The organism is Gordonia sihwensis (assembly GCF_029632925.1).
Lineage (GTDB): Bacteria > Actinomycetota > Actinomycetes > Mycobacteriales > Mycobacteriaceae > Gordonia > Gordonia sihwensis.
The window spans coordinates 2,837,889-2,863,455 of sequence record NZ_CP121248.1 but is presented as its reverse complement, the minus strand read 5'-3'; the positions used below and the strand labels follow the sequence as shown (position 1 = coordinate 2,863,455).

The 25,567-nt window shown below is 68.6% G+C and carries 24 protein-coding genes; 15 read left to right on the top strand and 9 right to left on the bottom strand.

Annotated features, from left to right (window positions below; all coding sequences use genetic code 11):
• Position 1: 1 nt before the first annotated feature.
• The 4 genes from P5P27_RS13775 (at position 2) to glgC (ending at position 2,780) form a co-directional block, all read left to right on the top strand.
• Positions 2 to 367 (top strand): DivIVA domain-containing protein, encoded by a 366-nt coding sequence (locus tag P5P27_RS13775; protein ID WP_045538226.1) that lies wholly within the window; start codon positions 2 to 4, stop codon positions 365 to 367.
• 94 nt (positions 368 to 461) lie between these two features.
• The gene (locus P5P27_RS13770) at positions 462 to 629 is read left to right on the top strand and encodes a DUF3117 domain-containing protein (RefSeq protein ID WP_006895853.1); all 168 of its coding nucleotides are present in this window, start codon (positions 462 to 464) and stop codon (positions 627 to 629) included.
• Positions 630 to 718: 89 nt separating this feature from the next.
• A complete protein-coding gene (locus P5P27_RS13765; RefSeq protein ID WP_423201238.1) occupies positions 719 to 1,480 on the top strand; it encodes a putative RNA methyltransferase in 762 nt (253 codons plus the stop codon).
• A gap of 82 nt (positions 1,481 to 1,562) precedes the next feature.
• Positions 1,563 to 2,780 carry a glucose-1-phosphate adenylyltransferase gene (glgC, locus tag P5P27_RS13760; protein ID WP_006895855.1) on the top strand — a complete coding sequence of 406 codons (1,218 nt, stop codon included), beginning with the start codon at positions 1,563 to 1,565 and terminating at the stop codon, positions 2,778 to 2,780.
• A 15-nt stretch (positions 2,781 to 2,795) separates the two neighbouring features.
• Here the strand turns inward: glgC and P5P27_RS13755 are convergent, their stop codons facing one another.
• From P5P27_RS13755 to cofD, 3 genes are read right to left on the bottom strand one after another with little or no spacing between them, the layout of a single operon-like run.
• A complete protein-coding gene (locus P5P27_RS13755; RefSeq protein WP_006895856.1) occupies positions 2,796 to 3,368 on the bottom strand; it encodes an NUDIX hydrolase in 573 nt (190 codons plus the stop codon).
• Positions 3,365 to 4,732, bottom strand: a complete 1,368-nt coding sequence (locus P5P27_RS13750; protein ID WP_062366999.1) for a coenzyme F420-0:L-glutamate ligase — start codon at positions 4,730 to 4,732, stop codon at positions 3,365 to 3,367. The genes P5P27_RS13755 and P5P27_RS13750 overlap by 4 nt, the downstream gene beginning before the upstream one ends.
• Positions 4,729 to 5,733: a 2-phospho-L-lactate transferase gene (gene cofD, locus P5P27_RS13745; protein ID WP_062366997.1), complete on the bottom strand. Its 1,005-nt coding sequence runs from the start codon at positions 5,731 to 5,733 to the stop codon at positions 4,729 to 4,731. The genes P5P27_RS13750 and cofD overlap by 4 nt, the downstream gene beginning before the upstream one ends.
• Before the next feature lie 363 nt (positions 5,734 to 6,096).
• On the opposite strand from cofD, the gene P5P27_RS13740 reads away from it, so the two are divergent.
• Complete coding sequence (locus P5P27_RS13740) at positions 6,097 to 6,360, top strand: WhiB family transcriptional regulator (protein ID WP_045538235.1); 264 nt, start codon at positions 6,097 to 6,099, stop codon at positions 6,358 to 6,360.
• A 120-nt stretch (positions 6,361 to 6,480) separates the two neighbouring features.
• On the opposite strand, the gene P5P27_RS13735 is transcribed toward P5P27_RS13740, so the two are convergent.
• A complete protein-coding gene (locus P5P27_RS13735; protein WP_045538221.1) occupies positions 6,481 to 6,990 on the bottom strand; it encodes a metallopeptidase family protein in 510 nt (169 codons plus the stop codon).
• A 125-nt stretch (positions 6,991 to 7,115) separates the two neighbouring features.
• Between P5P27_RS13735 and P5P27_RS13730 the strand changes: the two genes are divergently transcribed.
• The 3 genes from P5P27_RS13730 (at position 7,116) to manA (ending at position 9,975) form a co-directional block, all read left to right on the top strand.
• The gene (locus P5P27_RS13730; RefSeq protein WP_085950745.1) at positions 7,116 to 7,538 is read left to right on the top strand and encodes a DUF3499 domain-containing protein; all 423 of its coding nucleotides are present in this window, start codon (positions 7,116 to 7,118) and stop codon (positions 7,536 to 7,538) included.
• A gap of 65 nt (positions 7,539 to 7,603) precedes the next feature.
• Complete coding sequence (locus P5P27_RS13725; protein WP_006895862.1) at positions 7,604 to 8,731, top strand: hypothetical protein; 1,128 nt, start codon at positions 7,604 to 7,606, stop codon at positions 8,729 to 8,731.
• Positions 8,731 to 9,975 carry a mannose-6-phosphate isomerase, class I gene (manA, locus tag P5P27_RS13720; protein ID WP_006895863.1) on the top strand — a complete coding sequence of 415 codons (1,245 nt, stop codon included), beginning with the start codon at positions 8,731 to 8,733 and terminating at the stop codon, positions 9,973 to 9,975. The genes P5P27_RS13725 and manA overlap by 1 nt, the downstream gene beginning before the upstream one ends.
• A 26-nt stretch (positions 9,976 to 10,001) precedes the next feature.
• On the opposite strand, the gene P5P27_RS13715 is transcribed toward manA, so the two are convergent.
• The gene (locus tag P5P27_RS13715; RefSeq protein WP_278124455.1) at positions 10,002 to 11,417 is read right to left on the bottom strand and encodes a type VII secretion protein EccE; all 1,416 of its coding nucleotides are present in this window, start codon (positions 11,415 to 11,417) and stop codon (positions 10,002 to 10,004) included.
• Positions 11,418 to 11,531: 114 nt separating this feature from the next.
• Here P5P27_RS13715 and eccB point away from each other — a divergent pair, with 114 nt between their 5' ends.
• Positions 11,532 to 12,926, top strand: a complete 1,395-nt coding sequence (gene eccB, locus P5P27_RS13710) for a type VII secretion protein EccB (protein WP_045537020.1) — start codon at positions 11,532 to 11,534, stop codon at positions 12,924 to 12,926.
• Here the strand turns inward: eccB and P5P27_RS13705 are convergent.
• Positions 12,913 to 13,536 (bottom strand): TetR/AcrR family transcriptional regulator, encoded by a 624-nt coding sequence (locus P5P27_RS13705; RefSeq protein ID WP_045537065.1) that lies wholly within the window; start codon positions 13,534 to 13,536, stop codon positions 12,913 to 12,915. The two genes, eccB and P5P27_RS13705, sit on opposite strands and share 14 nt — an antisense overlap.
• 175 nt (positions 13,537 to 13,711) lie before the next feature.
• Here P5P27_RS13705 and P5P27_RS13700 point away from each other — a divergent pair, with 175 nt between their 5' ends.
• The 5 genes from P5P27_RS13700 to nrdF all read left to right on the top strand — a co-directional run bounded on the left by P5P27_RS13700 (position 13,712) and on the right by nrdF (position 18,805).
• The gene (locus P5P27_RS13700; protein WP_278124454.1) at positions 13,712 to 14,269 is read left to right on the top strand and encodes an NAD(P)H-dependent oxidoreductase; all 558 of its coding nucleotides are present in this window, start codon (positions 13,712 to 13,714) and stop codon (positions 14,267 to 14,269) included.
• 448 nt (positions 14,270 to 14,717) lie between these two features.
• On the top strand, positions 14,718 to 14,951 hold the full coding sequence (nrdH, locus tag P5P27_RS13695; protein WP_006895868.1) for a glutaredoxin-like protein NrdH: 234 nt from the start codon (positions 14,718 to 14,720) through the stop codon (positions 14,949 to 14,951).
• A gap of 14 nt (positions 14,952 to 14,965) precedes the next feature.
• Entirely contained in the window at positions 14,966 to 15,445 is a 480-nt protein-coding gene (gene nrdI / locus P5P27_RS13690) for a class Ib ribonucleoside-diphosphate reductase assembly flavoprotein NrdI (RefSeq protein ID WP_045537024.1), read from the top strand.
• A 75-nt stretch (positions 15,446 to 15,520) separates the two neighbouring features.
• On the top strand, positions 15,521 to 17,755 hold the full coding sequence (nrdE, locus tag P5P27_RS13685) for a class 1b ribonucleoside-diphosphate reductase subunit alpha (protein WP_006895870.1): 2,235 nt from the start codon (positions 15,521 to 15,523) through the stop codon (positions 17,753 to 17,755).
• Positions 17,756 to 17,809: 54 nt separating this feature from the next.
• Entirely contained in the window at positions 17,810 to 18,805 is a 996-nt protein-coding gene (gene nrdF / locus P5P27_RS13680; protein ID WP_039867217.1) for a class 1b ribonucleoside-diphosphate reductase subunit beta, read from the top strand.
• 25 nt (positions 18,806 to 18,830) lie between these two features.
• On the opposite strand, the gene P5P27_RS13675 is transcribed toward nrdF, so the two are convergent.
• From P5P27_RS13675 to P5P27_RS13665, 3 genes are all read right to left on the bottom strand, one after another.
• Positions 18,831 to 19,583 (bottom strand): SWIM zinc finger family protein, encoded by a 753-nt coding sequence (locus tag P5P27_RS13675; protein ID WP_278124451.1) that lies wholly within the window; start codon positions 19,581 to 19,583, stop codon positions 18,831 to 18,833.
• A gap of 13 nt (positions 19,584 to 19,596) precedes the next feature.
• On the bottom strand, positions 19,597 to 22,488 hold the full coding sequence (locus tag P5P27_RS13670) for a DEAD/DEAH box helicase (protein ID WP_278124449.1): 2,892 nt from the start codon (positions 22,486 to 22,488) through the stop codon (positions 19,597 to 19,599).
• Positions 22,489 to 22,558: 70 nt separating this feature from the next.
• On the bottom strand, positions 22,559 to 23,575 hold the full coding sequence (locus P5P27_RS13665) for an ABC transporter substrate-binding protein (RefSeq protein WP_278127447.1): 1,017 nt from the start codon (positions 23,573 to 23,575) through the stop codon (positions 22,559 to 22,561).
• 228 nt (positions 23,576 to 23,803) lie between these two features.
• On the opposite strand from P5P27_RS13665, the gene ctaD reads away from it, so the two are divergent.
• On the top strand, positions 23,804 to 25,510 hold the full coding sequence (ctaD, locus tag P5P27_RS13660; protein WP_045537067.1) for an aa3-type cytochrome oxidase subunit I: 1,707 nt from the start codon (positions 23,804 to 23,806) through the stop codon (positions 25,508 to 25,510).
• Positions 25,511 to 25,567: the final 57 nt, after the last annotated feature.

Sequence of the window (25,567 nt, the reverse complement as noted above, 5' to 3'; positions counted from 1 at the left end):
CGTGGTGACTATCGGGCTCTATGTGATGGGCGTGGCCGTACTGGTCGCGCTGATCTTCGCCGTGGTGTGGTTCGTCTTCGGCCGAGGCGAGGATCTGCCGCCGGTGGAGAAGGGGACGACGCTCACCCGCCTGCCCCGAGCGGGCATCACCGGCGACGACGTGCGTGCCGTGCTGTTCCAGCAGACCTTCCGTGGTTACAAGGTCTCCGAGGTCGACTGGGCGCTGGAGAAGCTGGCCCGCGAGATCGACGAGCTGCGAGCCGTGGTCCACGACCTGCAGGCCCGCGATGCGGTGGATTCGGCGGCGACCGACACCGGGCCGATACCGGTCGCCGATCCGCCGGACGGTCCGGGCCGCGGACGGTGACCGCACTGCCTCGCCGGACTGCCCGGAGTGCACAGGTGTGCGCCAAGTATCATGAGCGTGACATCGTGAAATCCACGTGAAGGGAGCACGACACATGGCGGCGATGAAGCCACGTATGGGGGACGGTCCGCTTGAGGCGGTCAAGGAAGGGCGTGGGATCGTCGTCCGGATCCCGATCGACGGAGGCGGCCGTCTCGTCGTCGAACTGAACGACGAAGAGGCTTCGGCGCTGGGCGAGGCGCTACGCGAGGTCACCGCCTGATCGAGGCCCGAGGTCCGCGGTGGGAGACCGCGGCCGAACTCCTGGCCTGTCCGATCTGTTCGGACGGCCTGTTCCCGGCGGGCGCATCGTTGCGATGCGCCGCCGGGCATTCCTTCGACATCGCCCGGCAGGGCTATGTGTCTCTTCTGACCGGCAAGGGCAGTGCCCACCGCTCCGACACCGCCGACATGGTCGCGGCGCGCAGCCGGGTCTTCGAGGCGGGACTGTACGCGCCGATCGTCGCGGCCGTGGCCGAGCGCTGCGCGCACTCGCGAGTGATCGTCGACGCCGGCGGCGGACCGGGACAGTACCTCGAAGCGGGGCTGACCGCCGCCGGCGACCACGCCGTCGGCATCGGCGTCGATCTCTCGAAGTTCTGCGCGCGAAGCGCCGCGCGGCGTCATCCCGCCGCACTCTCGGTGGTGGCCGACCTGTGGGCCGGGCTGCCGCTGCGGGACGGCGTCGCCGACACGGTGCTCTCGGTGTTCGCGCCGCGCAACGCATCCGAGACCGCCCGTGTCCTCGGAAGCGGTGGTCGTTGGGTGGTCGTGACACCCGGCACGGGCCACCTGGCCGAGATCGCGCGGCCCATGCAGATGCTCTCGGTGGGTCAGGACAAGACTCGCCGGCTGGCCGAGGAATTCGGCGACCGCTTCGGTGAGGTCATCGAGCAGCGGGTCCAGTCGCAGGTGCGCCTGAGCGAATCGGCCCTCACCGACATCGCGGCGATGGGCCCGGCGGCGTTCCACCGGACACCCGAACAACTCGCGGCCGCGGCCGCGGAACTGGCCTCGGGCGGTCCGGTGACCGCCACCCTGGACGTGACCGTCACCGTGGCCCGTCGCCGGTGATCCGGCCCGTGCGCGTCTGTGCCGAACAGCCGATCTGCGAGGCCGGGTGGTCGGGTGAGCGGCGGCCGGATATGTTTGATCGGTGAGATCACAACCGCATGTTCTCGGAATCGTCCTCGCCGGCGGTGAGGGAAAGCGGCTCTATCCGCTGACCGTGGACCGGGCCAAACCCGCCGTCCCGTTCGGCGGCTCCTACCGGCTGATCGACTTCGTGCTGTCGAATCTGGTCAACGGCGGGTACGAACGGATCTGCGTGCTGACGCAGTACAAGTCGCATTCCCTCGACCGGCACATCTCGCAGACCTGGTGGTCGTCGGGATTCCACGGAGAGTTCATCACACCGGTTCCGGCTCAGCAGCGGCTCGGACCCCGCTGGTACACCGGCAGCGCGGACGCGATCTACCAGTCGATGAACCTCATCTACGACGAGGAACCCGACTACATCGTCGTCTTCGGTGCCGACCACGTCTACCGCATGGATCCGGCGCAGATGGTCCAGTCGCACATCGAGACCGGCGCCTCGGTGACGGTCGCGGGCATCCGCGTTCCGCGCAGTGAGGCCCACGCCCTCGGCTGCATCGACGCCGACGGTGACGGCAAGATCACCGCGTTCGTGGAGAAGCCCGCCGATCCGCCGGGCACGGCGGACGACCCGGACGTCACCTTCGCCTCGATGGGCAACTACGTATTCACCGCCGAAGCGCTGGTGGAGATGCTGAAAACCGATGCCGCCGACGGAGATTCCGATCACGACATGGGCGGCGACATCATCCCCGCCTTCGTGGCGCGGGGCGAGGCGTACGTCTACGACTTCGACGACAACGTCGTGCCCGGCCAGACCGAGCGCGACCGCGGTTATTGGCGCGACGTCGGCACCCTCGACTCGTTCTACGACGCGCACATGGACCTGGTCTCGGAGAACCCGGTGTTCAACCTCTACAACAAGAGGTGGCCGATCCGGGGTGAGACGAGCCACCTGCCGCCCGCCAAGTTCGTCCGCGGCGGCACCGCCAACGATTCGGTGGTCGGCGCCGGGACCGTGATCGCCGGCGCGACCGTCCACGGCTCGGTTCTGTCGACCAACGTCTACGTCGGCGAGGGCGCGGTGGTCCAGGGCAGCGTCCTGATGCCGGGAGTCCGTATCGGCAAGAACGCCGTGGTGCGCAACGCCATTCTCGACAAGAACGTCAGGATCGTCGACGACGGTCAGCTCGGCGTCGACCTCGACCACGACCGGGAACGATTCGTCGTCTCGCCCGGCGGCGTGGTCACAGTCGGCAAGAACACCGTCGTCGACTAGGCCGCGGCGGCCCGATCAGGCGGTGGTCGCCAGCGCTGCGGCGCCGAGTTCCACCAGCCCGGGCACCGACTCGGCGTCCACCTCGGAGGGCAGGTCGCCCACCGGCCACCACGCGAGGTCGACCGACTCGTCACTGCGCACGATCGGCGGGAGCGAACCGTCCGCCTCACGGTCCGCGACGGCGGCGAACCGGACGTCGAGATGTCTGGTGGGTACGCCCAGCGAGCACGTGATCGGATGGGCGTGCAACTGCACCGGCCGGTCGGACAACGTCAGCGAGGACAGTCCCGACTCCTCGAGCCCTTCGCGCAGAGCCGCCTCGGCGAGCGTCGCGTCCTGCGGCTCGCAGTGTCCGCCGAGCTGAATCCATTTGCCGACCCGCGGGTGCAGGGTCAGCAGGACGTGCGTCAGATCGGCGTCGAAGACGATCACCGAAGCGGTGAGATGTCCTGCGGCGCAAGCTCTTCGGCAGGCATCGTCGGTGGCGGCCAGAAACGCGAGGTACGCGTGCCGGATAGAGTCCTGATGGGGATCGGGCGCGGTCCACGCGGTCAGCGACTCGACTGCGGACGCGTGCAGCGCGCTCACAGCTCGACGACCATCGAGTCGACGTCGGCGGGCTCGCGCAGACCGGCCTCCTCGGCGGGGTGGCCGATGGCGACGGCCCCGAGGGGCTGCCAGTGGGACGGCAGGTCGAGCTCGCGTCGCACCACCTCTGCGGCGAAGATCGTCGACCCCACCCAACAGCTGCCGATGTCGCGGACCGACAGAGCCACCAGCAGTCCCGCCACGGCGGCCCCGCCGGCGACGGTGAACATGGTCTTCTCGCACGCATTGCGCCGTGCGTCCGGGTACTCGTGCATACCGTCGCCGGTGACCACGGGAATCACGAGTTCGGGCGCGTCGTACAGGATCTGGCCGCGCCGAATGCGCTTGGCCGTCGATTCCGGCGTCTTTCGGTCCGCGGTCAGATCGGCGCGCCAGGCTTCGGCCATCGCATCGAGCAGGCGACGCCGGCGATCGTCGTCGCGGATCCACAGGAAGCGGATCGGATGCGTGTGATGAGGGGCGGGCGCCGTCAGCGCCTCGGCGAACGCGGCCCGCATCGACTCCTCGGCGACTTCCCGTTCGGCGAACCGCCGGATCGACCGGCGGGTCAGCAGAGCCTGCCGACGTCCGAGGGCGACTGCCTCTTCGACACCGAGCCGGAACATGTCGTCGTCGAGATCCCGGACCAGGTCGCGCGCGCCGGTGCCGTCGTCGACCGGCGTCATGCCGCGCACCACCGCCACCGGCACTCCGTCGAGTTTGCCCTTGACCAGGTCGGCGGCCGCCGCGAGTTCGTCGGCGACGGCGATGTCGGTCACCTGGAGGGTGTTGCCGTAGGGGTCGACGACCCCGTCGTAGCCGTGGCTGACGGCGATGCCCGAGGCGCCGATCGCGACGTCGGTCTGACCGGTCCGCCAGGCACGGCCCATCGTGTCGGTGACGATGACGGCGACCCGGAGCCCGAATTCGTCGGCCAGACGCGCCCGCAGCCGGGCGGCACTGGCGTCCGGATCCAGGGGCAGCAGCGCGATCTGATCGGTGCGGACATTGGACCCGTCGACGCCGGCGGCCGCCTGCACGAGACCGTTGCGGTTCGCGGTGATGAGCGTGCGGTTGCGTCGAGCCACGACGCGCACCGTCTCGTCGTCGATCAGCCTGCGGCGGAAGGCGTCGCGTTCCTCGGGGTCGGTGGGCGCGGCGACCATCCGCCCCTCGGTCTTGGAGAACACCTTGCTGGTGACGACCAGCACGTCGTCGTCGACGATCCACGGTGCGGCGGCGATGATCTCAGCTGCGAGATCGCTTCCGGGCCCGAACTCGCCCAGACCGGTGACGGGAAGGATCTGCAGTCCGGCGGCCGCGCGGTGGTCGGGCGTGCGCGAAGGCTCCGCGCCGCCGGTCACGGCGTCTGCACTCCGACGAGGGCGCACGCGGCGCGGATCATCTCGGCGGTGGCCGCCGGATCGGTCATCAGCAACGGCGCCGACCCGACGGCGATGCCGTCGACGTGCGCCTCGTCGCCCTCGGCGATGAGCCAGCCGTCCAGGATGCCGTTGCCCGCGCGGGCGCCGAAGTGCTCGGCGATGCCTTGGGCCGAGGTCTCCACGCCGATCACCGACAGACAGCGGTCGGCCATCCCGCGCAGCGGCTTGTCGTCGATCACCGGGCTGATGCCGACCACCGGGGCCGACGTGGTGCGCAATGCGCCGCGGATGCCGGTGACCGAGGTGATGGCGCCGATGCTGACCACCGGGTTGCTCGGCGCCAGCAGGACGACGTCGGCCTCGGCGATCGCCTCCAGCACACCCGGCCCGGGCTTCACCTCGTCGAGGCCCACCTGGGCGAATCCGTGCGTGGGAACCTGGGCGCGGTGGCGCACCCACCACTCCTGGAAGTGGATCGCGACCCGCTCGCCGTCCTGTCCGCCGGGCTTGTCGATCACGACGTGCGTCTCGTGGCGTTGGTCGGTGGCGGGGAGCAGTTCCACGCCGGGCTGCCACCGACGGCACAGGGCGGCGGTGACGTCGGAGAGATGGAATCCGGCTTCGAGCATCTGGGTCCGGATCAGGTGGGTCGCCAGATCACGGTCGCCCAGACCGAACCAGTCGGGGTCGGCGCCGTAGGCGGCCAGTTCCTCTTTGGCGTTCCACGTCTCGTTCCTGTGCCCCCAGCCGCGCTCGGGGTCGATGCCCCCGCCGAGGGTGTACATGCACGTATCGAGGTCCGGGCAGATCCGGACGCCGTGCATCCAGGCGTCATCGCCCACGTTCACCACGGCCGTCACCGTGTGCGGCGTGGCCGGATCATCGGGGAGCCGGGGGAACGGGGTGCGTCCGAACAGTTCGCGTGCGCCCTGGAGAAAACGGGCGCCGCCGACGCCGCCTACGAGTACCGTCACCTTCACAGACGTCCACTGTAATGACCGCACGCGCGTTTCCGCGCGGCGGCGACACCCTGACGGCGCGACACGCCGTAGGACTATGTCATTCACCTGGTAGGCGCGGTTTTGTCCGACCTCGGTGATAGAAATGAATCTTCGCCTTCCGCTTGACCGCGGCGGTAGTCAGCGTGTCTAATCACAACAGTGTCATTTGAATCGTCGGGGGACATTCTTCAGGCACATCGACCGGATCGCCGATCCGGTCGCGGGGTGGAATCAAGTCTGCGAGCTGGGAGGTGCCGGATGACTTTGGATACGGGCGATGGTGCTGACCCGATCAGTGAGATCAGCGCGATTGAGATCAGTGAAGTCCACGCGAACCGCCATCTGTCGGTGGTAGCGAACGAATTCGAGGAACTGTTCGACGCCGTCGAGGAGCAGTGGCAGGACCGTGCGCTCTGCGCACAGACCGATCCTGAGGCGTTCTTTCCGGAGAAGGGCGGTTCGACGCGCGAGGCCAAGCGCATCTGCCAGGGCTGTGAGGTCAAGGCGGAGTGCCTGGAGTACGCGCTGCACAACGATGAGCGTTTCGGCATCTGGGGCGGTCTCTCCGAGCGCGAGCGACGCCGTCTGAAGCGCGGAATCATCTGACGTCGTGATCGTCTGACGTCGTACGCCCCTGGCCGACCCCTCTCGTATCGGATCCTCCCGCCGATCGCGACGAGGGGTCGGGGCGTCTCCGGCGGCGTGCTCGCCGGCGTCAGCCCCCGTTCAGTCCTCGTCGGGGCCGTCCTCGACGGTCTCCTCGTCCACTCCCAGATAGGTCGCGACCTGCTCGATGAGCACCTCGCGCAGGATCTCGGGCAGTTCCTCGGCGTCATGCGCACGGAGTTCGAGCGGGCGCCGGAACAGGATGATCTGCGCCCGGGTGGGACGGCCGGCCACGTCGATGCCGGCCGGGATCAGCCGGGCCAGCGGCACCTGGCCGTCGGCGGTCACCTCGTCCGGCCATTCCACGGGGCCGTCTCCGCGCGGGAGCATCCGCGGGATGTCGTCCACAGCGACGTCCAGCCCGGTCAGGTGGGTATGCCACCGGCTGTCGATCTCGGCGAAGGCCTCCACCGCCGCGGCGTCGAACAGGTCGGCGCGCGTGCGGTGTCCCGGCATCGAACTCGGCATGAGCGGGCCGCGCAGACCGCGGCCGCGGCGGTCGCGCAAACGGCGGGGAGGAGGCGCGAGCAGGTCGCGACCGGACCGCAGCGGAACGAGTCGATAGCCCATACCGCACACCTTAGTGTCCCGGCTCCGCACGGCCGGCGCGTCGCTCGTGGGCACGTCGACCGGGTCCGCATCGGATGTGCGTGTCGATTGTCCGCGTCCGGCGTCGAGGCGATAGGCTGAGCGGCGTGAGTGTCCCTCGTCAGTGCTGCAGGCCCGGCTGTTCGCGTATCGCCGTGGCGACCCTGACGTTCGTCTACGCCGAGTCGACCGCTGTCATCGGCCCGCTGTCGGCGTCCGACGAACCCCACTCGTGGGACCTGTGCTCCCAGCACGCCGATCGGATCACCGTGCCGGTCGGGTGGGAGATGATGCGGAGCGAGCGCGGGTTCGCGCAGCCCGCCGAGGACCAGGAGCTCACGGCACTGGCCGAAGCGGTACGTGAGGCCACCGCCACCTCGCCCCGCGTGGGTTTTCTCGCCCATGCCGAGTTCGACGACACACCCCGCGGCAGGCACCGCGCGCAGCAGCGGTCGGCAGCCACCCCCGCGGCGACGCCGCGGCCGGGCCGTCGCGGTCATCTGCGGGTACTGCCCGACCCGGTCGACTGAGCTTCGCGCGACCACGATCACGCTCGCGACCGCTTTCCGGCCGGGCGAATACTAGGCTGTGATTCATGTCTGCGTTGACTACTGACCTCGACGACGTCGACGGTCTGCTCGCCGCCGACCGCGATGGTCTGCTGCGGGCCGCCGCCATGGCGGGTGCGCAGGTGCGAGCGGTGTCCCAGGCGCAGTCGGAGGGCGCGCTGGCACGGCTCGCCGACCTGCGACCGCGCGCTGTCGTCGTGGTCACGGGAGCGTCGGCCACCGCTCGGCGCGCCACCGATCTGGTGGTGGCGACCGTCGCGGCCCGTTTCGACGTGCCCCTGGTCAGCGTGCCGACTCTGCCCGGCTGGATCGGTCCGCTCGACGTGGTCGTGATCGCCGGGCACGACGCGGGCGATCCCGCACTCGCCGACGCCGCGGTGCGTGCGCTGCGCCGACGCGCCGAACTCGTCACCGTCGTACCGGTGGAAGGGCCGCTCCGCGAGGCGATCGGTGCCCAGCCGATCGTCGACCTGTCGCCTCGGCTCGTCGTCGATCCGCGCTTCGGCTTCTGCCATTTCGTCGCGGCGCTGACCGCGGTGTGCGTCGCCTTGTCCGCCGTCCGGTTCGCGCCTGCTCCCCCCGATCTCGCCGATCTCGCCGACCGGTTGGACGGGGAGGCCGCAGCTGACCATCCGGGCCAGGAGAGCTTTCACAATCAGGCCAAGCTCCTGGCCATGCGTGTCGCGGACCGGTCGGTGGTGTGGGCCGGTGACACGCCCGGGGCGAACGCCGTCGCCGCTCATGCGTCGGCGGTCGCCTTCAGCGTCGCGGGCACGGTGTCGAGCGCCGCGTCGGAGACCGTTCTGGCAACCGGGCTGCTCGACGGCTCGAACCGTCCGGCACCGGTCGACGACATCTTCTACGACCCGGAGATCGACCCGCCGCGGTCGGCCGCGATCCGCGGGATACTGTTCACCACTGCTTCGCGGCGCTGGTACGCGCAGCAGCGCAATGCCGGGCGCGCCGAGATCGACGTGCTGGCGGAGCATCCTGCGGGGTCCGACTCGGGCGCCGGGGAACCGGATCAGGGATCGGTGGCCGCGACGAGCGATCTGTTCGCCGACGCGCCCGCGGATCTGGGGGAGTACCTGGTGCTGGCGCTGCGCGTGGAACTCGCGGCGGTGTTCGTTCGATTGATGGGAGAAGCGGCCTGATGAAGCTGCTGGCTGGAGTGGTGCGGCCGTATGCGTGGGGATCGCGTACCGCACTCGCCGAGTTGCGCGGCACGCCGAGTCCTTCGCCGCACCCCGAGGCCGAACTCTGGTTCGGTGCGCATCCGGCTTCGCCCGCGCGGATCTGCGGCGAGGTGGAGGGTCCGCAGGACCTGCTCGGCGTGATCGAGGCCGATCCGGTGCGCGAGCTCGGCGCCGAGACCGCCGACCAGTTCGGTTCCCGCCTGCCGTACCTGCTGAAGATCCTCGCGGCCCAGGAGCCGCTGTCGCTGCAGGCGCACCCGAGTCTCGAACAGGCAGTCGCCGGCTTCGAACGCGAGAACGCCGCGGGCCTGGCGCTGGACGCGCCCGACCGCAACTACCGCGATCCGTCGCACAAACCCGAACTGGTGGTGGCGCTGACGGAGTTCGACGCGCTCGCGGGGTTCCGCGATCCGCACGTCACGGTGGAGATCCTGAAGGCTCTCGCCGTACCCGCCCTGGATCCCTATCTGGGCATGCTGGTGGAGCAGCCGGACGAGACCGGTCTGCGAGCGGTCTTCACCACGTGGCTGACCCTGCCCGAGGCGGTCATCGGTGCGCTGGTCCCCGAGGTGCTCAACGGCGCGGTGCGCGTCCTGGGCGGGGACGACGACCGCTTCACCCTCGAACTGCGGTCCCTGCTCGAGCTGGGAGAGGCGTACCCCGGCGATCCGGGCGTGCTCGCGTCGCTGCTGTTGAACCGGATCCGGTTGCAGCCCGGTGAGGGAATCTATCTGTCCGCGGGCAATCTCCACGCCTACCTGCACGGGATGGCGGTGGAGCTGATGGCGAACTCCGACAACGTGCTGCGCGGCGGGCTCACCCCCAAGCACATCGACGTCCCGGAACTGCTGCGCGTCCTCGACTTCCATCCGGTGTCGATCGACGCCCTGATGCCTCAGGTGCGGAGCCTCGGGACCGAGCGCGTCTATCTGACCCCGGCGCCCGAGTTCCGGCTGTCGCGGGTGGAATTGGACGGCACCGGGCTGCACGCCGCGCAGTCGATCAGCTTCGAGATGGCGGGTCCGCAGATCCTGGCGGTGATCTCCGGCCGGGTGGCCGTGGAGGGGAGCGGCGGCGAACTGTTGAAAGCCGGTCCGGGCGATGCGGTCTGGCTGTCGGCGGCCGATCCGGACGTGGTGGTGCGCGCGATCTCGTCCGGTGCCGTCTTCTTCCGTGCGATGGTTCCGGCCCTGCAGCACTGACCGTCCGCGGCTCGACCGGAACGGAGTCAGTCGAGTTCGGTGAGGCTTCGTTCGGCGGCGGTGGAGACCGGGCGCACCGGGACGGTGCAGCCGAGTCCGGATGCGAGGAGGAGTCCGCTGCCGCGATCGTGACGCAGGGTGGGCTCGCGTCCGCCGCGACCGTCGTCCAGGCAGTCGTGCCTGCGCAGCAGGGTCGCGCCGGGCGGAACCTCGTGCCCGCCGGCGCGGGTGTCGTCGAACAGCACGTGCGGAGCGGTGGGTCCGCGGTCGTTGACGGTGATCCACCGCTCGCCGACTGCATCCGCCAATCGCCGCCAGCGCTGGGGAGTGTCGGACACGACGGCCACCGACATCCCGATCGCAGCCAGTCGCGCCGCCACTTGTCGTGCGAGCCGGTGGTCGCCGCAGATCGTGCTCGCGGCGACGCCGGGACCGGCCAGGCGAAGCGCCACGGGCGCGCCGGATGCCGCGGCGCCGACGAGCTGACCGTCACCGGCGCAGGGAACGGCCACCGAGCGGCAGATCTGTTCGGTGGCGGCCGGCGGCACCGGCGCGGCCCCGCTGCCACGAGAACCGCTGCCACGAGAACGGTCGTCTCGACGATCCTCCGGTGGCGCAGCGATCGGCAGACCCGCGGCGAGCGCGCCGCGGTCGGAGGCGTCGACCGGGACCAGATCGTGACAGCCGTCGCGATCGGAGGCGTGTGCGCCGTTGTCGCGCACCGTCGCGGTCAGCCGCGGACCGGACCGGTCGGCCGTGAGACTCAGCGTGACGGTCGTCGACACCGCCTCGCTCGAACCCGGAGCGGCCAGCAGCGCGGACAGCGACTCCGGAGAGGTCCCGGCCCATCGGTGGACGGCGAATCGGAATCCGTCGACGTGTGCGCCGAGCGCATCGGACGTCGCGCGCTCGACGGGAGCCCCCTCGGTCAGTCGCATCGTCAGGTCGGTGATCTCGGCAGCGGTCAGCGGACGAGTGGGGATGCCGGAGTCGGCGAGGCGAGCGCGCAGCCGGCGCAGGCACCACAGCGCCGTACGCAGCATCCCGGCGGGCCCGTCACCGCGCATCAGGACCGCCTGCGGACAGTCAGCGGGCCGGATTCGGACCACCAGGTGCACGCTGCGGTGGGTGGGAATTCGCAGTCCGCCGAGCAGCGTCCGATACGCGCCGGCCGCGATGCCGTCGTCCCAGCTGCGCATGGTGTGACTGACGACGTCGATGGCCCAGGGCGCGGCGTCGTGGGCCGACATCGCCGAGAGCACTGCGGGCAACAGACGCGGTGGTGTGGCCCGGGGTGTTCCGACCACCACCGGCGCCGGTTCGTCGGGGGCGATCGCAAGCACCCCGATCAGACTGTCGCCGCAGCGCCGCAGTCCGATGAAACCGTCGTCGGCGGGCACGTCGAACGGTGCCCGGACCTCCCATGGCGCGGTGCGACGCACCAGCATCCTCGCTTGCACTGAGTGCTCCCCCCGAACACGGACTTCGCGAAATCGCCGTGGGACGAGGCTAACCCGCGTCTAACCTCCTTGCGGGGGAATCGATCGGGGGGATTGATGTCACGTCACATCACGACGCGCGCGCAGATCAGCGGGTACCGCTTCGGGGTGGCTCGGGCCGAACACGCGCTCGTGCGCCGCGACGTACGGATGACGCACGATCCGATGCGCGCGCAGTCGCGGGCGCTCGTCGCCGGGACGGTGCTAGCGGTCCTGGTGCTCGCCGGCGCGGCGATCTACGGATTCGTCCGACCGCAACCCGACGTGCGCGATGCGCAGATCGTGGCCGTCGACGGCGGTGGGATGTACGTGCTGATCGACGGCGTGATGCATCCGGTGCCGAACGTCGCGTCGGCCCGGCTGATCCTCGGTCGGCCGCTGCCGGTGCGGCGGGTGAGCGAGCGGTCGTTGAGTCGCTTCCCGCGCGGTGCGGCCGTCGGCATTCCGGACGCACCGGGTGCGCTCGATCGACCGGCGGTGGCCGGACGGTCGACGTGGACCGTCTGCGAGGACGCCGAGGGCAGCGCAGTCGTGGTCGGCGACCTCGCGTCTGCCGCCGAGACGATCGACGCCGATCTCGTGCAGCACGCGGGAGTCGAATGGCTGCTGTACCGGGACCCGACCGGCAGCGGGACCTCCGTTCCGGTCCGGGCCCGCGTCGACCGGTCGCGGGTGGAGTTGGTCCGTGCGCTGGGACTGGAGGGGCGTGAGCCCAGGACGGTGGGGGCGGGACTGTTGAACACCTTCACCGCGCGGCCCGATCTGCGCGTGCCGGAGATCCCGGATCGCGGGTCACCGGGCGTTCTCGGTCTGCCGGTCGGTTCGGTGGTCGCGACCGCCGGCGTCGACGGAACCCTGCGCTATCAGCTCGTTCTCGCCGACGGAGTGCAGCCGCTGTCCGAGCCTGCGGCCGAGATGATGCGACTGACCGACCCGTCGGCCGCGGACGGAGTACGGCGAGTGGCGCCGGCCGCGGTGGCGGCGCTCACGGTCCGCGAAGTGGTGCCCGTCGCGCATTTCCCGCACGCGGCGCCTCGGTTCGGCGACCCTCCGTCGGTGCTGTGCCATCGCTGGAGCCGCGACACCGAGGGGGCCGCGACGGCGGCGCTTCTCGGAGCGCGCCGACTGCCGGTGCCCGACGGCGCCAGACCGGTGCTTCTGGCTTCGTCGGACGGTCGGGGACCGGCGCTCGACCGGGTCTATCTGCGGCCGGGGACGGGTGAGCACGTGGTGTTGACCGGCGTGGACCCGCGGTCGCCGCGCGCGTCGACGCCGTTCTATGTGAGCGATGCGGGCGTGCGCTATCGGTTGGCGGGCGCGGGGATCGGCGAGATCCTCGGGTTGCCGGAACCGGTGCGGGCGCCGTGGCCGATGATCGCGCTGCTGCCGTCGGGTCCGGAGCTGAGCCGGGAGGCCGCGGCGGTCACCTCCGACGGCGTCAGCTCCCGTTGACGAAGCGGCGCACCATCGCCTCCCAGTCGTCGGCGATCTCCTCGCATGTCATGCCGACGACGTCGAGAAGATGGCGCACGGTCAAGGCCATGAGCGGTGCCTGGACGGCGTGGGCGGTGACCTCCAGCCTGCCGTCGATGCCCATTTCGGCCAGGAGCATCCGCACGTGGAGCGTCGACATCGCCCAGACCGGATGCGATAGATGGTCGGGCTGGTCGGCACCCGCCTCCAGCAGGATGTCGAGGTGGTCGACGGTCATCTTGAGTCGCGCGCGGCCGTAGGCGATCAGCCGGTCGAGCGGGGGAGCGCCGGGCCCGAGAGGTTCCGGTCCGGAGAGGAAGGCCTGCTGGAGGTCCGACTCCGAGTGGTCGAGGAGGGCGAGCATCAGTCCCGTCCGGTTGCCGAAACGGCGGAATACCGTGCCCTTGCCGACGCCGGCGGCACGGGCCACCGCTTCCATCGTCACCGCGGACGCGCCCTGACTGTCGATCAGCGATTTGGCGGCCGCCAGCAGCAGCCGACGATTCCGTGCGGCGTCGGCTCGCTCCGGCGACGCAGCGGGCGCGTTTGCCACGTGCAGTTCAAGGGGGCCGGGGCCGTCGGGGAGCATGAGTCGACTGTAAAGCATGTCGGCGTTGTCGTGATTGCGGACACCGGAGGCCGATCCGCGCGCGACCAGCACTTCCATGCTGTGTCCGTCATCACGGCCGGCACCGGGAATCACGGCGGACCGTGGTCCGTTTCACTGGAGGTATCCGTACGTACGTCAGGAAGAGTGTCGCTCCATGTCTGAAGGCAACATCACCATCGCAGTTCTCGTCGGCAGCCTCCGCTCCGGCTCGCACAACCGTGCGCTCGCCGAACTGGCCGCGGCCAATGCTCCCGAGGGGATCTCGTTGAAGATCGTCGAAGGTCTGGGCGAGGTGCCGTTCTACAACGAGGACATCGACACCCCGGATGCGATCCCGGCCGCCGCGGCCTCGCTGCGCGATCAGGTGGCGTCGGCCGACGCCTTCCTCTTCGTCACCCCCGAGTACAACGGCACGATGTCGGCCGTCCTGAAGAACGCCATCGACTGGCTGTCGCGTCCCTACGGCGCCGGCGCGCTCGCCGGGCGTCCGGCCGGCGTCATCGGCGCCGCACTCGGCCGGTACGCGGGCACCTGGTCCCGTCAGGACACGCGCAAGTCGATCGGCGTCGCGGGAGCGAATGTGGTCGAGGCCGTCGAGATCGGTATCGGCACCGGCGCGCTGGGCGACGAGGGCGTGGCGACCGCTGAGACCGCCGAGCAGTTGGCCGAGGTGGTCCGGGTACTGGCCGACGCGGTCGCCGTCGCCGCCTGATCGACGCTCCTCCGGCGGGGCCGGCCGCGGATGTCCGCGGCCGGCCCCGCCGTCTGTGTCGAGCCGTCTGCGGCCGGGCTGCCGGCGATGTCGGACCCCGGTGGTGAACTGTGTGTGCAAGGGGCCGCACGGTCCCGGCCGAAGGCGCCGAATCGGCGTCCGCCGGCCCGTCTCGGGCACGCGGATTCGAGACACGCCGGACGCGCCGAGACACGCCGGTCCGCCTGTGGACAACTGTCACGCGACCTGGGAGTTTCAAGAATGTTATTCACAAGTTCTTGTGGTCTAGGAAAACATCAGACACTAGGTGTAGTGTTTGGGGTGTCCGGGGGGCGGACGGCAATCGACCGAATTACGGCGGTGTCGTTCACTGCGAAAGCAGGAGATCCGGTCAGAGAAGTCAAGCAAGTCGCTCGCAGCAGATCATTCATCTCAAGGGAGTTCATCGATGGCCATCACCGTCTACACCAAGCCCGCCTGCGTCCAGTGCAACGCGACCTACAAGGCTCTCGACAAGATGGGCCTGGAGTACGACGTCGTGGACATCAGCCAGGACGACGAGGCTCGCGATTACGTGATGGCGCTCGGCTACCTTCAGGCGCCGGTCGTCGTGGTCGGCGACGAGCACTGGTCGGGTTTCCGTCCCGACCGCATCAAGTCGCTCGCCACCAACGCGGCCTGACGGAGGCGAGCCACATGGCCGCCGACACTGAAACCCGAAATCCGCTCATCGTCTACTTCTCGTCGGTGTCGGAGTACACCCACCGCTTCGTTCAGAAGCTGGGGCTCCGCGCGGTCCGGATCCCCCTCATCGACCGCACGTCGTCGTTCCGGGTGGACGAGCCCTACATCTTGATCACGCCCACATACGGGGGCGGGAAGATCAGCGATGCGGGCAGCGTCACCGCTCATGCGGGCGGAGGCTACGTGCCCAAGCAGGTCATCAAGTTCCTGAACATCGAACAGAATCGGTCATTGATCCGCGGCGTCATCGCCGGGGGCAACACCAACTTCGGCGAGGAGTTCGCCCTGGCGGGCGACATCGTCTCGCACAAGTGCCAGGTGCCGTTCCTCTATCGCTTCGAGTTGATGGGAACCACCGACGACGTCGAACGGGTGCGCGCGGGCCTGGCTCAGTTCGCCGCGAGTTCCGCGTTCACCGGCCGGGCCGCCTGACTGCCCGCGCTCACCAGTTTCCGGACCACCAGTTTCCGTCAAGTACGCAAACTTCAGTTTCACCAGGGAGAAGCAGTGTCGCCCACCGCAGTTTCTGTCAGCGAATCCACCGTCTCGGCGAGCAAGTCGGGGGTGCACACGGGTCCGGCCGGCCACGAGCCGGGCGACCTCGACTACCACGCGCTCAACGCGATGCTCAACCTGTACGACGCGGACGGTCGGATCCAGTTCGACAAGGATCGTGAGGCCGCCCGCCAGTACTTCTTGCAGCACGTCAACCAGAACACGGTGTTCTTCCACGATCTCGACGAGAAGCTCGACTATCTCCTCAAGGAGAACTACTACGAGCCCGAGGTCCTCGCGAAGTACGACCGCGAGTTCGTGAAGTTGCTGTTCGGGCACGCCTTCGCCAAGAAGTTCCGGTTCCCGACCTTCCTGGGCGCGTTCAAGTACTACACCAGCTACACGCTCAAGACGTTCGACGGAAAGCGCTACCTGGAGCGTTTCGAGGACCGCGTCTGCATGGTGGCGCTGACGCTGGCCGACGGCGACACCGCGCTCGCGCGCAATCTGGTCGACGAGATCATGGACGGCCGGTTCCAGCCGGCCACGCCGACCTTCCTGAACTCGGGCAAGAAGCAGCGCGGCGAGCCGGTCTCGTGCTTCCTGCTGCGCATCGAGGACAACATGGAGTCGATCGGCCGATCGATCAACTCCGCGCTGCAGTTGAGCAAGCGCGGCGGGGGCGTGGCGCTGCTCCTCAGCAACGTCCGCGAGCACGGCGCGCCGATCAAGCGCATCGAGAACCAGAGTTCCGGTGTCATCCCGATCATGAAGCTGCTGGAGGACTCGTTCAGCTATGCCAACCAGCTCGGCGCGCGTCAGGGCGCCGGTGCCGTGTACCTGCACGCGCACCACCCCGACATCTACCGCTTCTTGGACACCAAGCGTGAGAACGCCGATGAGAAGATCCGGATCAAGACGCTGTCGCTGGGCGTGGTGATCCCGGACATCACCTTCGAGCTCGCCAAGAACAACGACGACATGTACCTGTTCAGCCCGTACGACGTGGAGCGCGTCTACGGCAAGCCGTTCGCGGACGTGAACGTCACCGACGAGTACCACGCCATGGTCGAGGACCGGCGGATCCGCAAGTCGAAGATCAGGGCGCGGGAGTTCTTCCAGACGCTCGCTGAGCTGCAGTTCGAGTCCGGCTACCCGTACATCATGTTCGAGGACACGGTGAACAGGTCGAACCCGATCGAGGGCAAGGTGACGCACTCCAACCTCTGCTCGGAGATCCTGCAGGTCTCGACCCCGTCGGAGTTCAACGAGGACCTCACGTACTCGCATGTCGGCAAGGACATCTCGTGCAACCTCGGATCGATGAACATCGCCAAGACGATGGACTCGCCGGACTTCGGCCAGAGCATCGAGACCGCGATCCGCGGACTCACCGCCGTCGCCGATCAGACGTCGATCGAGTCGGTGCCGTCGATCAAGCGGGCGAACGACGAGGGTCACGCCATCGGCCTCGGCCAGATGAACCTGCACGGTTACCTGGCTCGTGAGCGGATCTTCTACGGCAGCGAAGAGGGCATCGACTTCACGAACATGTACTTCTACACGGTCCTGTTCCACGCCATCCGCGCGTCGAACAAGATCGCCAAGGAGCGCGGGACGGCGTTCGCCGGCTTCGAGAAGAGCACGTATGCGACCGGTGAGTTCTTCGACAAATACATCGACCAGGTGTGGGAACCGAAGACTCAGAAGGTGCGCGACCTGTTCGCACGCGCGGGCCGTGACGGCGAGAGCGCGCAGCTGTTCGAGTCGGGCATCCACATTCCGACCCAGGACGACTGGCGTGAGCTCAAGGCGTCGGTGCAGCAGTACGGCATCTACAACCAGAATCTGCAGGCGGTGCCGCCGACCGGTTCGATCAGCTACATCAATCATTCGACCAGCTCGATTCACCCGGTCGCGTCGAAGATCGAGATCCGCAAGGAAGGCAAGATCGGCCGCGTCTACTACCCGGCTCCGTACCTGACGAACGACAATCTGGAGTACTACCAGGACGCGTACGAGATCGGTTACGAGAAGATCATCGACACGTATGCGGCCGCGACCCAGCACGTCGATCAGGGTTTGAGCCTGACGCTGTTCTTCAAGGACACCGCGACCACGCGGGACGTCAACAAGGCGCAGATCTACGCGTGGCGCAAGGGCATCAAGACGCTGTACTACATCAGGCTCCGTCAGATGGCGCTCGAGGGGACCGAAGTGGATGGCTGCGTCAGCTGCATGTTGTGAGCTGTTGTCGCACAACGAGATCCAGTCGCCGACTACACCGAATGAGGAATGACGATGACATCGACTAGTCCTGCCGAGGGCGCACCGGTCAAGCTGGTGAACCGGGTCTCGGCCATCAACTGGAACCGAGTCCAGGACGACAAGGACGCCGAGGTCTGGGACCGACTGACCGGCAACTTCTGGCTGCCGGAGAAGGTGCCGGTGTCCAACGACATCCAGTCGTGGGGAACGCTGACCGACTACGAGAAGACGCTCACCATGCGCGTCTTCACCGGGCTCACCCTGCTCGACACCATCCAGGGAACCGTCGGCGCCATCGCGCTCATCCCCGATGCGCTGACCCCGCATGAGGAAGCGGTGATGACCAACATCGCCTTCATGGAGTCGGTGCACGCCAAGAGCTACAGCGCGATCTTCTCGACGCTGTGCTCCACCAAGGAGATCGACGAGGCCTTCCGCTGGTCGGAGGAGAACGAGTATCTCCAGCGCAAGGCGCAGATCGTCATGGATTACTACCGTGGCGACGATCCCCTCAAGCGCAAGGTGGCTTCGACTCTGCTCGAGTCGTTCCTGTTCTACTCCGGCTTCTACCTGCCGATGTACTGGTCTTCGCGCGCCAAGCTCACGAACACCGCCGACATGATCCGGCTGATCATCCGCGACGAGGCCGTCCACGGCTACTACATCGGCTACAAGTACCAGCGCTCGCTGGAAGTGGAGACGCCGGAGCGTCGTCAGGAGCTCAAGGACTACACCTTCGAGCTGCTGTTCGAGCTCTACGACAACGAGACCGACTACACCGAGGCACTCTACGACGAGGTCGGGCTGAGCGAGGACGTCAAGAAGTTCCTTCGGTACAACGCCAACAAGGCCCTCATGAATCTCGGCTACGAGGCGATGTTCCCGAAGGACGAGACGGACGTGAACCCGGCGATTCTGTCGGCGCTGTCGCCGAACGCCGACGAGAACCACGACTTCTTCTCGGGATCGGGCAGCTCGTACGTGATCGGCAAGGCTGTCAACACCGAAGACGAGGACTGGGACTTCTGACCTCTTGCGGCCGGTCCGGCGCCCGTCAGCGCCGGCCGGTCAGCACGTCGTAGTACGTCGTGAGGTCGTCGAGGGCCTCGCCGACCTCGGTCAGCGGCACCCCGGTGGCGCGCAGCGCCTGCCGCAGGGCCGTCGGGTCGAGGTCGGAGAGCGGGTCGACGGCGGGAAACGACGGGGGAGCGGGCGGCAGACGGTGGTCCCCGTAGGGGTCGTCGGCGACGAGCGGATCGTCGTCGCCCACCGCCGCGTGTCGGTCGCCGTCCTGCACCACCGCCAGCAGTTCGGGCAGGTCGGTGCCCATCACTGTCAGCAGCGTGGTGGGACGCCGGTCGATCTCCGCCGCCACCTCGAACGACACCGCCAGGACATGGGTGCATCGGGGAGCGTCGTCGGGGCAACTGCAGTCGGACGTCACGTCGGCCGGCTCGGTGGGTGCGATCAATTCGCCGAGTCCGGTCGGCTGCTCACCGCGGGCGAGGTCGAGCAGGTCGTCGGTGCTGCCCGTTCGGCGCAGCAGTTCCACGACGGTCTCCGGGTCAATGGTGCGCATCTCGAGCCGGACGTCGAAGGGGTCGAGCTGGCTGCCGCGCACCGAAGCCGTCACCACACCGTGCCCGATCCGAAGACCTTCGACGTGCCGCTCTCGGAAGTATCGACGGGCGCCGGTGATGCGGCGGTGATCGGCACCCGACTCCACCACGCCGACGAAGGCGCGCGACCAGCCGGTGATGCCGTAGCCGCGGACTGCGGCCTTCGTCCGCCGTCTGCCGGGACTCATGGACGCTCCGATCTCATTCGGCGACAGCCTCCTCGCGCAGAGCCAGCAGATCCATCAGGGTGTCGTCGTCGAGCTCGGTGAGCCACGACTCGCCGGTGCTGACCGTCAGGCGCGACAGTTCCCGCTTCGCCGCGACCATCTCGTCGATCCGTTCCTCCAGCGTTCCGACGCACACGAACTTCCGGACCTGCACATTGCGCGTCTGCCCGATCCGGTAAGCACGGTCGGTGGCTTGATCCTCCACCGCCGGATTCCACCATCGATCGGCGTGGATGACATGATTCGCCGCCACCATGTTCAGGCCCGTTCCGCCGGCCTTCAGTGTGGCGAGAAGCACCGGCGGACCGTCCTCGGCGGCGAACCGCTCGACGATCTCGTCACGCCCGCTGCGGGTGACACCGCCGTGCAGGACCGGCACGGCGGCGCCGAGGACCGGTTCGAGCCAGGTCGAGAGCAAGTCGGCGAACGCAGCGAACTGGGTGAAGACCAGCGCGCGGTCGCCCTCGGCGATCAGCGTGGTCAGGACGTCGACGAGGAGTTCGACCTTGCCGGATCGATGGCGGCCCCGCCGCAGCATGGCCGAGCCGTCGTCGAGGTAGTGCGCCGGGTGATTGCAGATCTGCTTGAGCCGGGTCAGGGCAGCGAGGACCGTCCGACGGCGCGGGCCGCCCTGCTGGGTATCGGCGAGTGCCTCATGCAATTCGTTCAGAACGGCTTGATACAGGCCTGCCTGCTCACTGGACAGGTTGGTGCGGACCATCAGTTCGGTCTTCTCCGGGAGATCGGGAGCGATGGTCGGATCGGTCTTCTCCCTGCGCAGAATGAACGGCTTGGTCACGGCCGACAGCCGGGCGACGGCTCGCGCGTCCCGGTCGCGCTCGATGGGTTCGGCGAACCGGGCCCGGAACTTCGAGGCGGTGCCGAGCATGCCGGGATTCACCAGATCGATCACGGCCCGCAGGTCCTCCAGCCGATTCTCGACCGGGGTCCCGGTCAACGCGACCCGCTGGGCGGCCGAGACGGCGCGCAGCGCTTTCGCTGCCGCGGTGTGGACGTTCTTGACGTGCTGAGCCTCGTCGACGACGAGTTCCTTCCATGTCAACGCCGCCAGTGCATCACGGTCGCGCGCGAGAGTCGCGAACGTGGTGAGCACCACGTCGGCACGGTTCTCGGCGATCCGCTCCGTCGATCGGCCGGTGCCGTGATGGACCACCACCCGCAGATGCGGCGCGAACGACGACAACTCCCGTTGCCAATTGCCGATGACCGACATCGGGCACACCACCAGAGCCGGATCCGATTCCGGGTCGCGCTCGCGGCCGGCGGTGAGCAGCGCGATCACCTGCACGGTCTTGCCCAGACCCATGTCGTCGGCGAGGACGCCGCCTGCCCCGATGGCGCCCAACGCGGTCAGCCACTCCAGTCCGCGCTGCTGGTAGGGACGAAGCTCGGCGCGTAGACGCGACGGCGGGGGCATCGACGGCGGCACGATGGTCCCGCCCGCGGCGATGTCGTCGAGCCAGCCGAGGCCGGAGACCGTCGTGACCGGAACCGGAAGGGTGTCGTCGCGCTCGGTCACCAGAGCCAGGAGATCGGCCATCGTGGGCGCCTGGTCGCCGGGCGCCAGCGCACGTTGGGCCGCGACGAAGGCCGCGGCGCGGCCCAGTGCGGCGCCTTCGGCGCGGAGCCACGTGCCGCGGAGCCGGACGAGATCGCCGCTCTGCTGAGCGAGTTCCTCGATGTCGGACGATGACAGCTCTCGGGAGCCCGGGGCGTCGCCGAGAGCGAGCCGCCACTCGAAATCCGAGATCTCGTCGAGGCCGACGAATCCGGGCCGGGCTCCGCCGCCGGGCGTCTGTTGTGAACGGATCGACAGCGAGGGGGTGACGGCCGCGATCGACGACGGCAGAAGGACGTTCACGCCCGCCGCCTGGAGGTCCGCGGCACCGCGGGCGAGGAGTTCGTCGACCACCGCGGTCGTGAGCAGATAGTCGAGGCTGTGCGGATCGGCTTCGGCGCGGCTCAGCTCGCCGAACGCGCCGACCGCTGTCGCGAGCTCGGTGGTGACGGCATCGAGTTCGTGCGCATCGAGGCGGTGCGGGACCACCGGGACGAGTTCACCGTTCGGACTGCGGAGGCAGACCTCGAGGCGCCAGCGCACCTGCTCCGGCGCCATCAGCGGCTCGTCGGGCTCGTCCGGAGGTACGTGAAGGCGCATCACCAGTGCGGGGCGTCCCGGACCGGCGGTGCCGACCCAGTCGTGCCAGGCCTGTGCGCTGCGCGGTCCGATCTCGCCACCGAGATCGGTGGGCGCTCGTTGCGCCAGACCGGCGATGAGCGGTATCGGCGACGTCACCTCCGCTGCCGCGAGGAGCCGGCGGCACTCGTGGTCGACGGCCTCGGCGACGAAGTCGGTGACAGCTCCCCGGGTGGCCAGCGCGGGCGGCGCCGAGTCCTGTGCGATCGACAGCCAGCTGTGCCACGCGGCCCCGGGTACCGGGACCCAGCGCACCTCGTACACCCCGCCGACCAGACAGGTGCTCGGCGCGACGGCGCCTGACGCGATATAGCGGCGTACGCAGGCGAGGAGGTGACGGTAGTACGCGATGTCGCCGCCGACGCGGAGATGGGCGCAGCGATCGAGGAACTCGACAGCCGACGCCATGCCGAGTCCGCATGCCGGAAGGAACCGGCGCGTGCCGTCGGGTTCGGCGATCTCCACCGTGTGCCGCAGCCGCTTGCGTGACACCAGATCGGTGAGCGCCGCGGGGACCTCGACCGCGTCGCCGAAGACGGTGCCCGGTTCGGTCGGCGCATCGGGCCACACGGCCATCCCGAGCCCGGGAACCCAGCGGATGCGCAGCGGTGCCCGGCTGTGCTGCTCGGCCACGGCGATCGCTGTCATGGCACCAGTTGTAGCTCAGCGGTACGACATCGGCGATGTCGGGAGCGCCGCGAGGCCCGGACCGGCGGAATCAGCCCGCGGAACTGCTGTTGAGGGAGACCTTCACGTCGTTGAGCACCAGCCACGCCGCTGCCAGTCCGGACGTGCCGTACCAGACGGTGTCGTCGACGGAGAGGACTCGGTTCCAGGTGGGCGCGCCCATGTCTAGCCAACGATCGCTGAGGAGGACGCGCTTGCCGCGCTCCAGACCCTCGGGCCCCTCGTAGCTCACATAGATGAGGTCGGCGTCGGCGTCGGTGAAGTCGGCGTCGGTGGCGGGCACCGCCTCGGGCGTGCGCTGGGCGGCGGGCCGGGCGACCCCGATCGTCGCCATGATCTGCGCACCGAAGGAACCGGTGCCCTCGATCATCTCCGCGTCGGGAGTGAAACGGACCAGCGAGACCTCGCTGTGGGGTGCGTCCATCACGCGTCCCACGCGGTGCGCCTCGGTGGTGAATTCGTCGAGACGAGCATTCGCCGCCCCGGTCCGGCTGACGCCCGCCGCGACCGCGCGGAAGGCCGCCTGCCAGTCGGAGGCGGGATCGACGGTGACGATTCGGGCCGTGCCGAGCGCGCCGGTACCGCGCAACGCGTCGAGGCGCTGCCGCGTCTCCGGCGAGGTCAGGACCACCTGGGGGGCGGCGGTGCGCACGGCCGAACTCGCCGGTGCGTCGCCGAGCGCCGGAACCGAGGCCAGTTGCGGGCCCAGATAGGCCGGGACCGACCCGGCCGGCGCGGTCACACCCGTGACTTGAGCGCCCATGCCGAGCGCGCACAGCGCGTCGAGGAGAGCGGGATCGGTGACGACGATCCTGGCCACGTCTGCGAGGCCCGGGTCGGGTGCGGTGGGAGCCAGACAGGTCTTGGCGTAGTCGCGGCCCGGATTCACGATGTTCACCTCGGCGATCCGGGTCACCGTCGTGGAGATGACCGAGCCGTCGGGCGTGCGCAGGACGTCGTCGTCGGCGGCACAGGCGCCGAGGCCGACGGTCAGCGCGACCGCCGTCGCCAGGGCACCGGCGCAGCGCCGCGGGGAGCGGGCAAGCATGGAGAACACCCGCCTACGCTAGCATCGGCGGCTCGCCGTGAAATGGGGCTACCTGCGGCGACGAACGCGGTCTATCTTGGTAATACGACAGATCGTAGGACCCGGTCGGAACGGTGCGCCGGTCTGGTTTACGATCAGTACGTAGCGCTAGCGCCAGAGTTGGCACGACAGCAGAGTTTTGGGCCGTCAGGCCCGGTGCCCGCAATCGGCGCCGAGGAGGAGGAATCTGTGACCGCGGTAGACCAACCGACGACCCGGGTGGAGGCGGAGCGGCCGTATCCGGCCCGCGTCCAGCCCAAGGGCTCGTTCTTCTACAAGCTCATCACGACGACCGACCACAAGCTGATCGGTCAGATGTACATCGCCACCTGCATCGGGTTCTTCCTGGTCGGCGGTCTCATGGCGTTGTTGATGCGTGCCGAGTTGGCGCATCCGGGGCTGCAGTTCCTGTCGAACGAGCAGTTCAACCAGCTGTTCACCATGCACGGCACGGTGATGCTTCTGATGTACGCGACCCCGATCGTGATCGGTTTCGCGAACTTCGTCCTGCCTCTGCAGATCGGCTCGCCGGACGTCGCCTTCCCCCGCCTGAACGCGCTCGGCTACTGGCTGTTCCTGTTCGGCAACCTGGTCGCGCTGGGCGGCTTCCTCACTCCGGGCGGCGCCGCCGACTTCGGCTGGACCGCTTACACCCCGCTGACTGACGCCGTTCACGCTCCGGGCGTCGGTGCCGACCTGTGGATCATGGGCCTGGGTGTCGCCGGTCTGGGCACCATCCTGGGTGCGGTCAACATGATCACCACCGTCGTGTGTCTGCGCGCACCCGGCATGACCATGTTCCGCATGCCGATCTTCACCTGGAACATCCTGGTGACGAGCGTTCTGATCCTGCTGATCTTCCCGCTGCTCACCGCGGCGCTGATGGGTCTGGAGGTGGACCGGCAGTTCGGTGCGCATCTGTACGACCCGGCCAACGGCGGCGTGATCCTGTGGCAGCACCTGTTCTGGTTCTTCGGTCACCCCGAGGTCTACATCATCGCCCTGCCGTTCTTCGGCATCGTGTCCGAGGTGTTCCCGGTGTTCTCCCGTAAGCCGCTGTTCGGCTACTCGGGCCTGGTGTACGCGACGCTGGCCATCGCGGCGCTGTCCGTCGCCGTCTGGGCGCACCACATGTACGTGACCGGATCGGTCCTGCTGCCGTTCTTCTCGTTCATGACGTTCCTGATCGCGGTTCCGACCGGTGTCAAGTTCTTCAACTGGATCGGCACCATGTGGAAGGGCCGAATCACCTTCGAGACACCGATGCTGTTCGCCATCGGCTTCATCGTCACCTTCCTCTTCGGTGGTCTGACCGGTGTTCTGCTCGCCAGCCCGCCGCTGGACTTCCACATCTCCGACACCTACTTCGTGGTGGCGCACTTCCACTACGTGCTCTTCGGCACGATCGTGTTCGCGACCTTCTCGGGCATCTACTTCTGGTTCCCGAAGATGACCGGTCGCATGCTCGACGAGACCCTGGGCAAGTGGCACTTCTGGCTGACCTTCATCGGCTTCCACGTCACCTTCCTGGTCCAGCACTGGCTGGGCAACGAGGGCATGCCGCGTCGTTACGCCGACTACCTGCCGTCGGACGGTTTCACCACGCTGAACATCGTCTCGACCGTCGGCGCGTTCATCCTCGGCCTGTCGACCCTGCCGTTCGTGTGGAACGTCTTCAAGAGCTACCGCTACGGCGAGGTCGTGACCGTCGACGACCCGTGGGGCTTCGGCAACAGCCTCGAGTGGGCCACCAGCTGCCCGCCGCCGCGGCACAACTTCACCGAGCTGCCGCGCATCCGTTCGGAGCGCCCGGCGTTCGAGCTGCACTACCCGCACATGGTCGAGCGCATGCGCGCCGAAGCCCATGTCGGCTGGGGCAGCAGCAACCAGCACTGACGTCGCGACAGCGACCAGATCAGGCCCGTCCGAGTTCGCTCGGACGGGCCTGATCGT

Excerpts from the sequence above, each read along its gene's own strand:
- P5P27_RS13770 (WP_006895853.1), top strand. The coding sequence starts at position 462 with ATGGCGGCGATGAAGCCACGTATGGGGGACGGTCCGCTTGAGGCGGTC.
- P5P27_RS13735 (WP_045538221.1), bottom strand. The coding sequence starts at position 6,990 with ATGGGCTATCGACTCGTTCCGCTGCGGTCCGGTCGCGACCTGCTCGCG.
- P5P27_RS13725 (WP_006895862.1), top strand. The coding sequence starts at position 7,604 with ATGTCTGCGTTGACTACTGACCTCGACGACGTCGACGGTCTGCTCGCC.
- manA (WP_006895863.1), top strand. The coding sequence starts at position 8,731 with ATGAAGCTGCTGGCTGGAGTGGTGCGGCCGTATGCGTGGGGATCGCGT.
- eccB (WP_045537020.1), top strand. The coding sequence starts at position 11,532 with ATGTCACGTCACATCACGACGCGCGCGCAGATCAGCGGGTACCGCTTC.
- P5P27_RS13705 (WP_045537065.1), bottom strand. The coding sequence starts at position 13,536 with ATGCTCCCCGACGGCCCCGGCCCCCTTGAACTGCACGTGGCAAACGCG.
- P5P27_RS13700 (WP_278124454.1), top strand. The coding sequence starts at position 13,712 with ATGTCTGAAGGCAACATCACCATCGCAGTTCTCGTCGGCAGCCTCCGC.
- nrdH (WP_006895868.1), top strand. The coding sequence starts at position 14,718 with ATGGCCATCACCGTCTACACCAAGCCCGCCTGCGTCCAGTGCAACGCG.
- nrdI (WP_045537024.1), top strand. The coding sequence starts at position 14,966 with ATGGCCGCCGACACTGAAACCCGAAATCCGCTCATCGTCTACTTCTCG.
- nrdF (WP_039867217.1), top strand. The coding sequence starts at position 17,810 with ATGACATCGACTAGTCCTGCCGAGGGCGCACCGGTCAAGCTGGTGAAC.
- P5P27_RS13675 (WP_278124451.1), bottom strand. The coding sequence starts at position 19,583 with ATGAGTCCCGGCAGACGGCGGACGAAGGCCGCAGTCCGCGGCTACGGC.
- P5P27_RS13670 (WP_278124449.1), bottom strand. The coding sequence starts at position 22,488 with ATGACAGCGATCGCCGTGGCCGAGCAGCACAGCCGGGCACCGCTGCGC.
- P5P27_RS13665 (WP_278127447.1), bottom strand. The coding sequence starts at position 23,575 with ATGCTTGCCCGCTCCCCGCGGCGCTGCGCCGGTGCCCTGGCGACGGCG.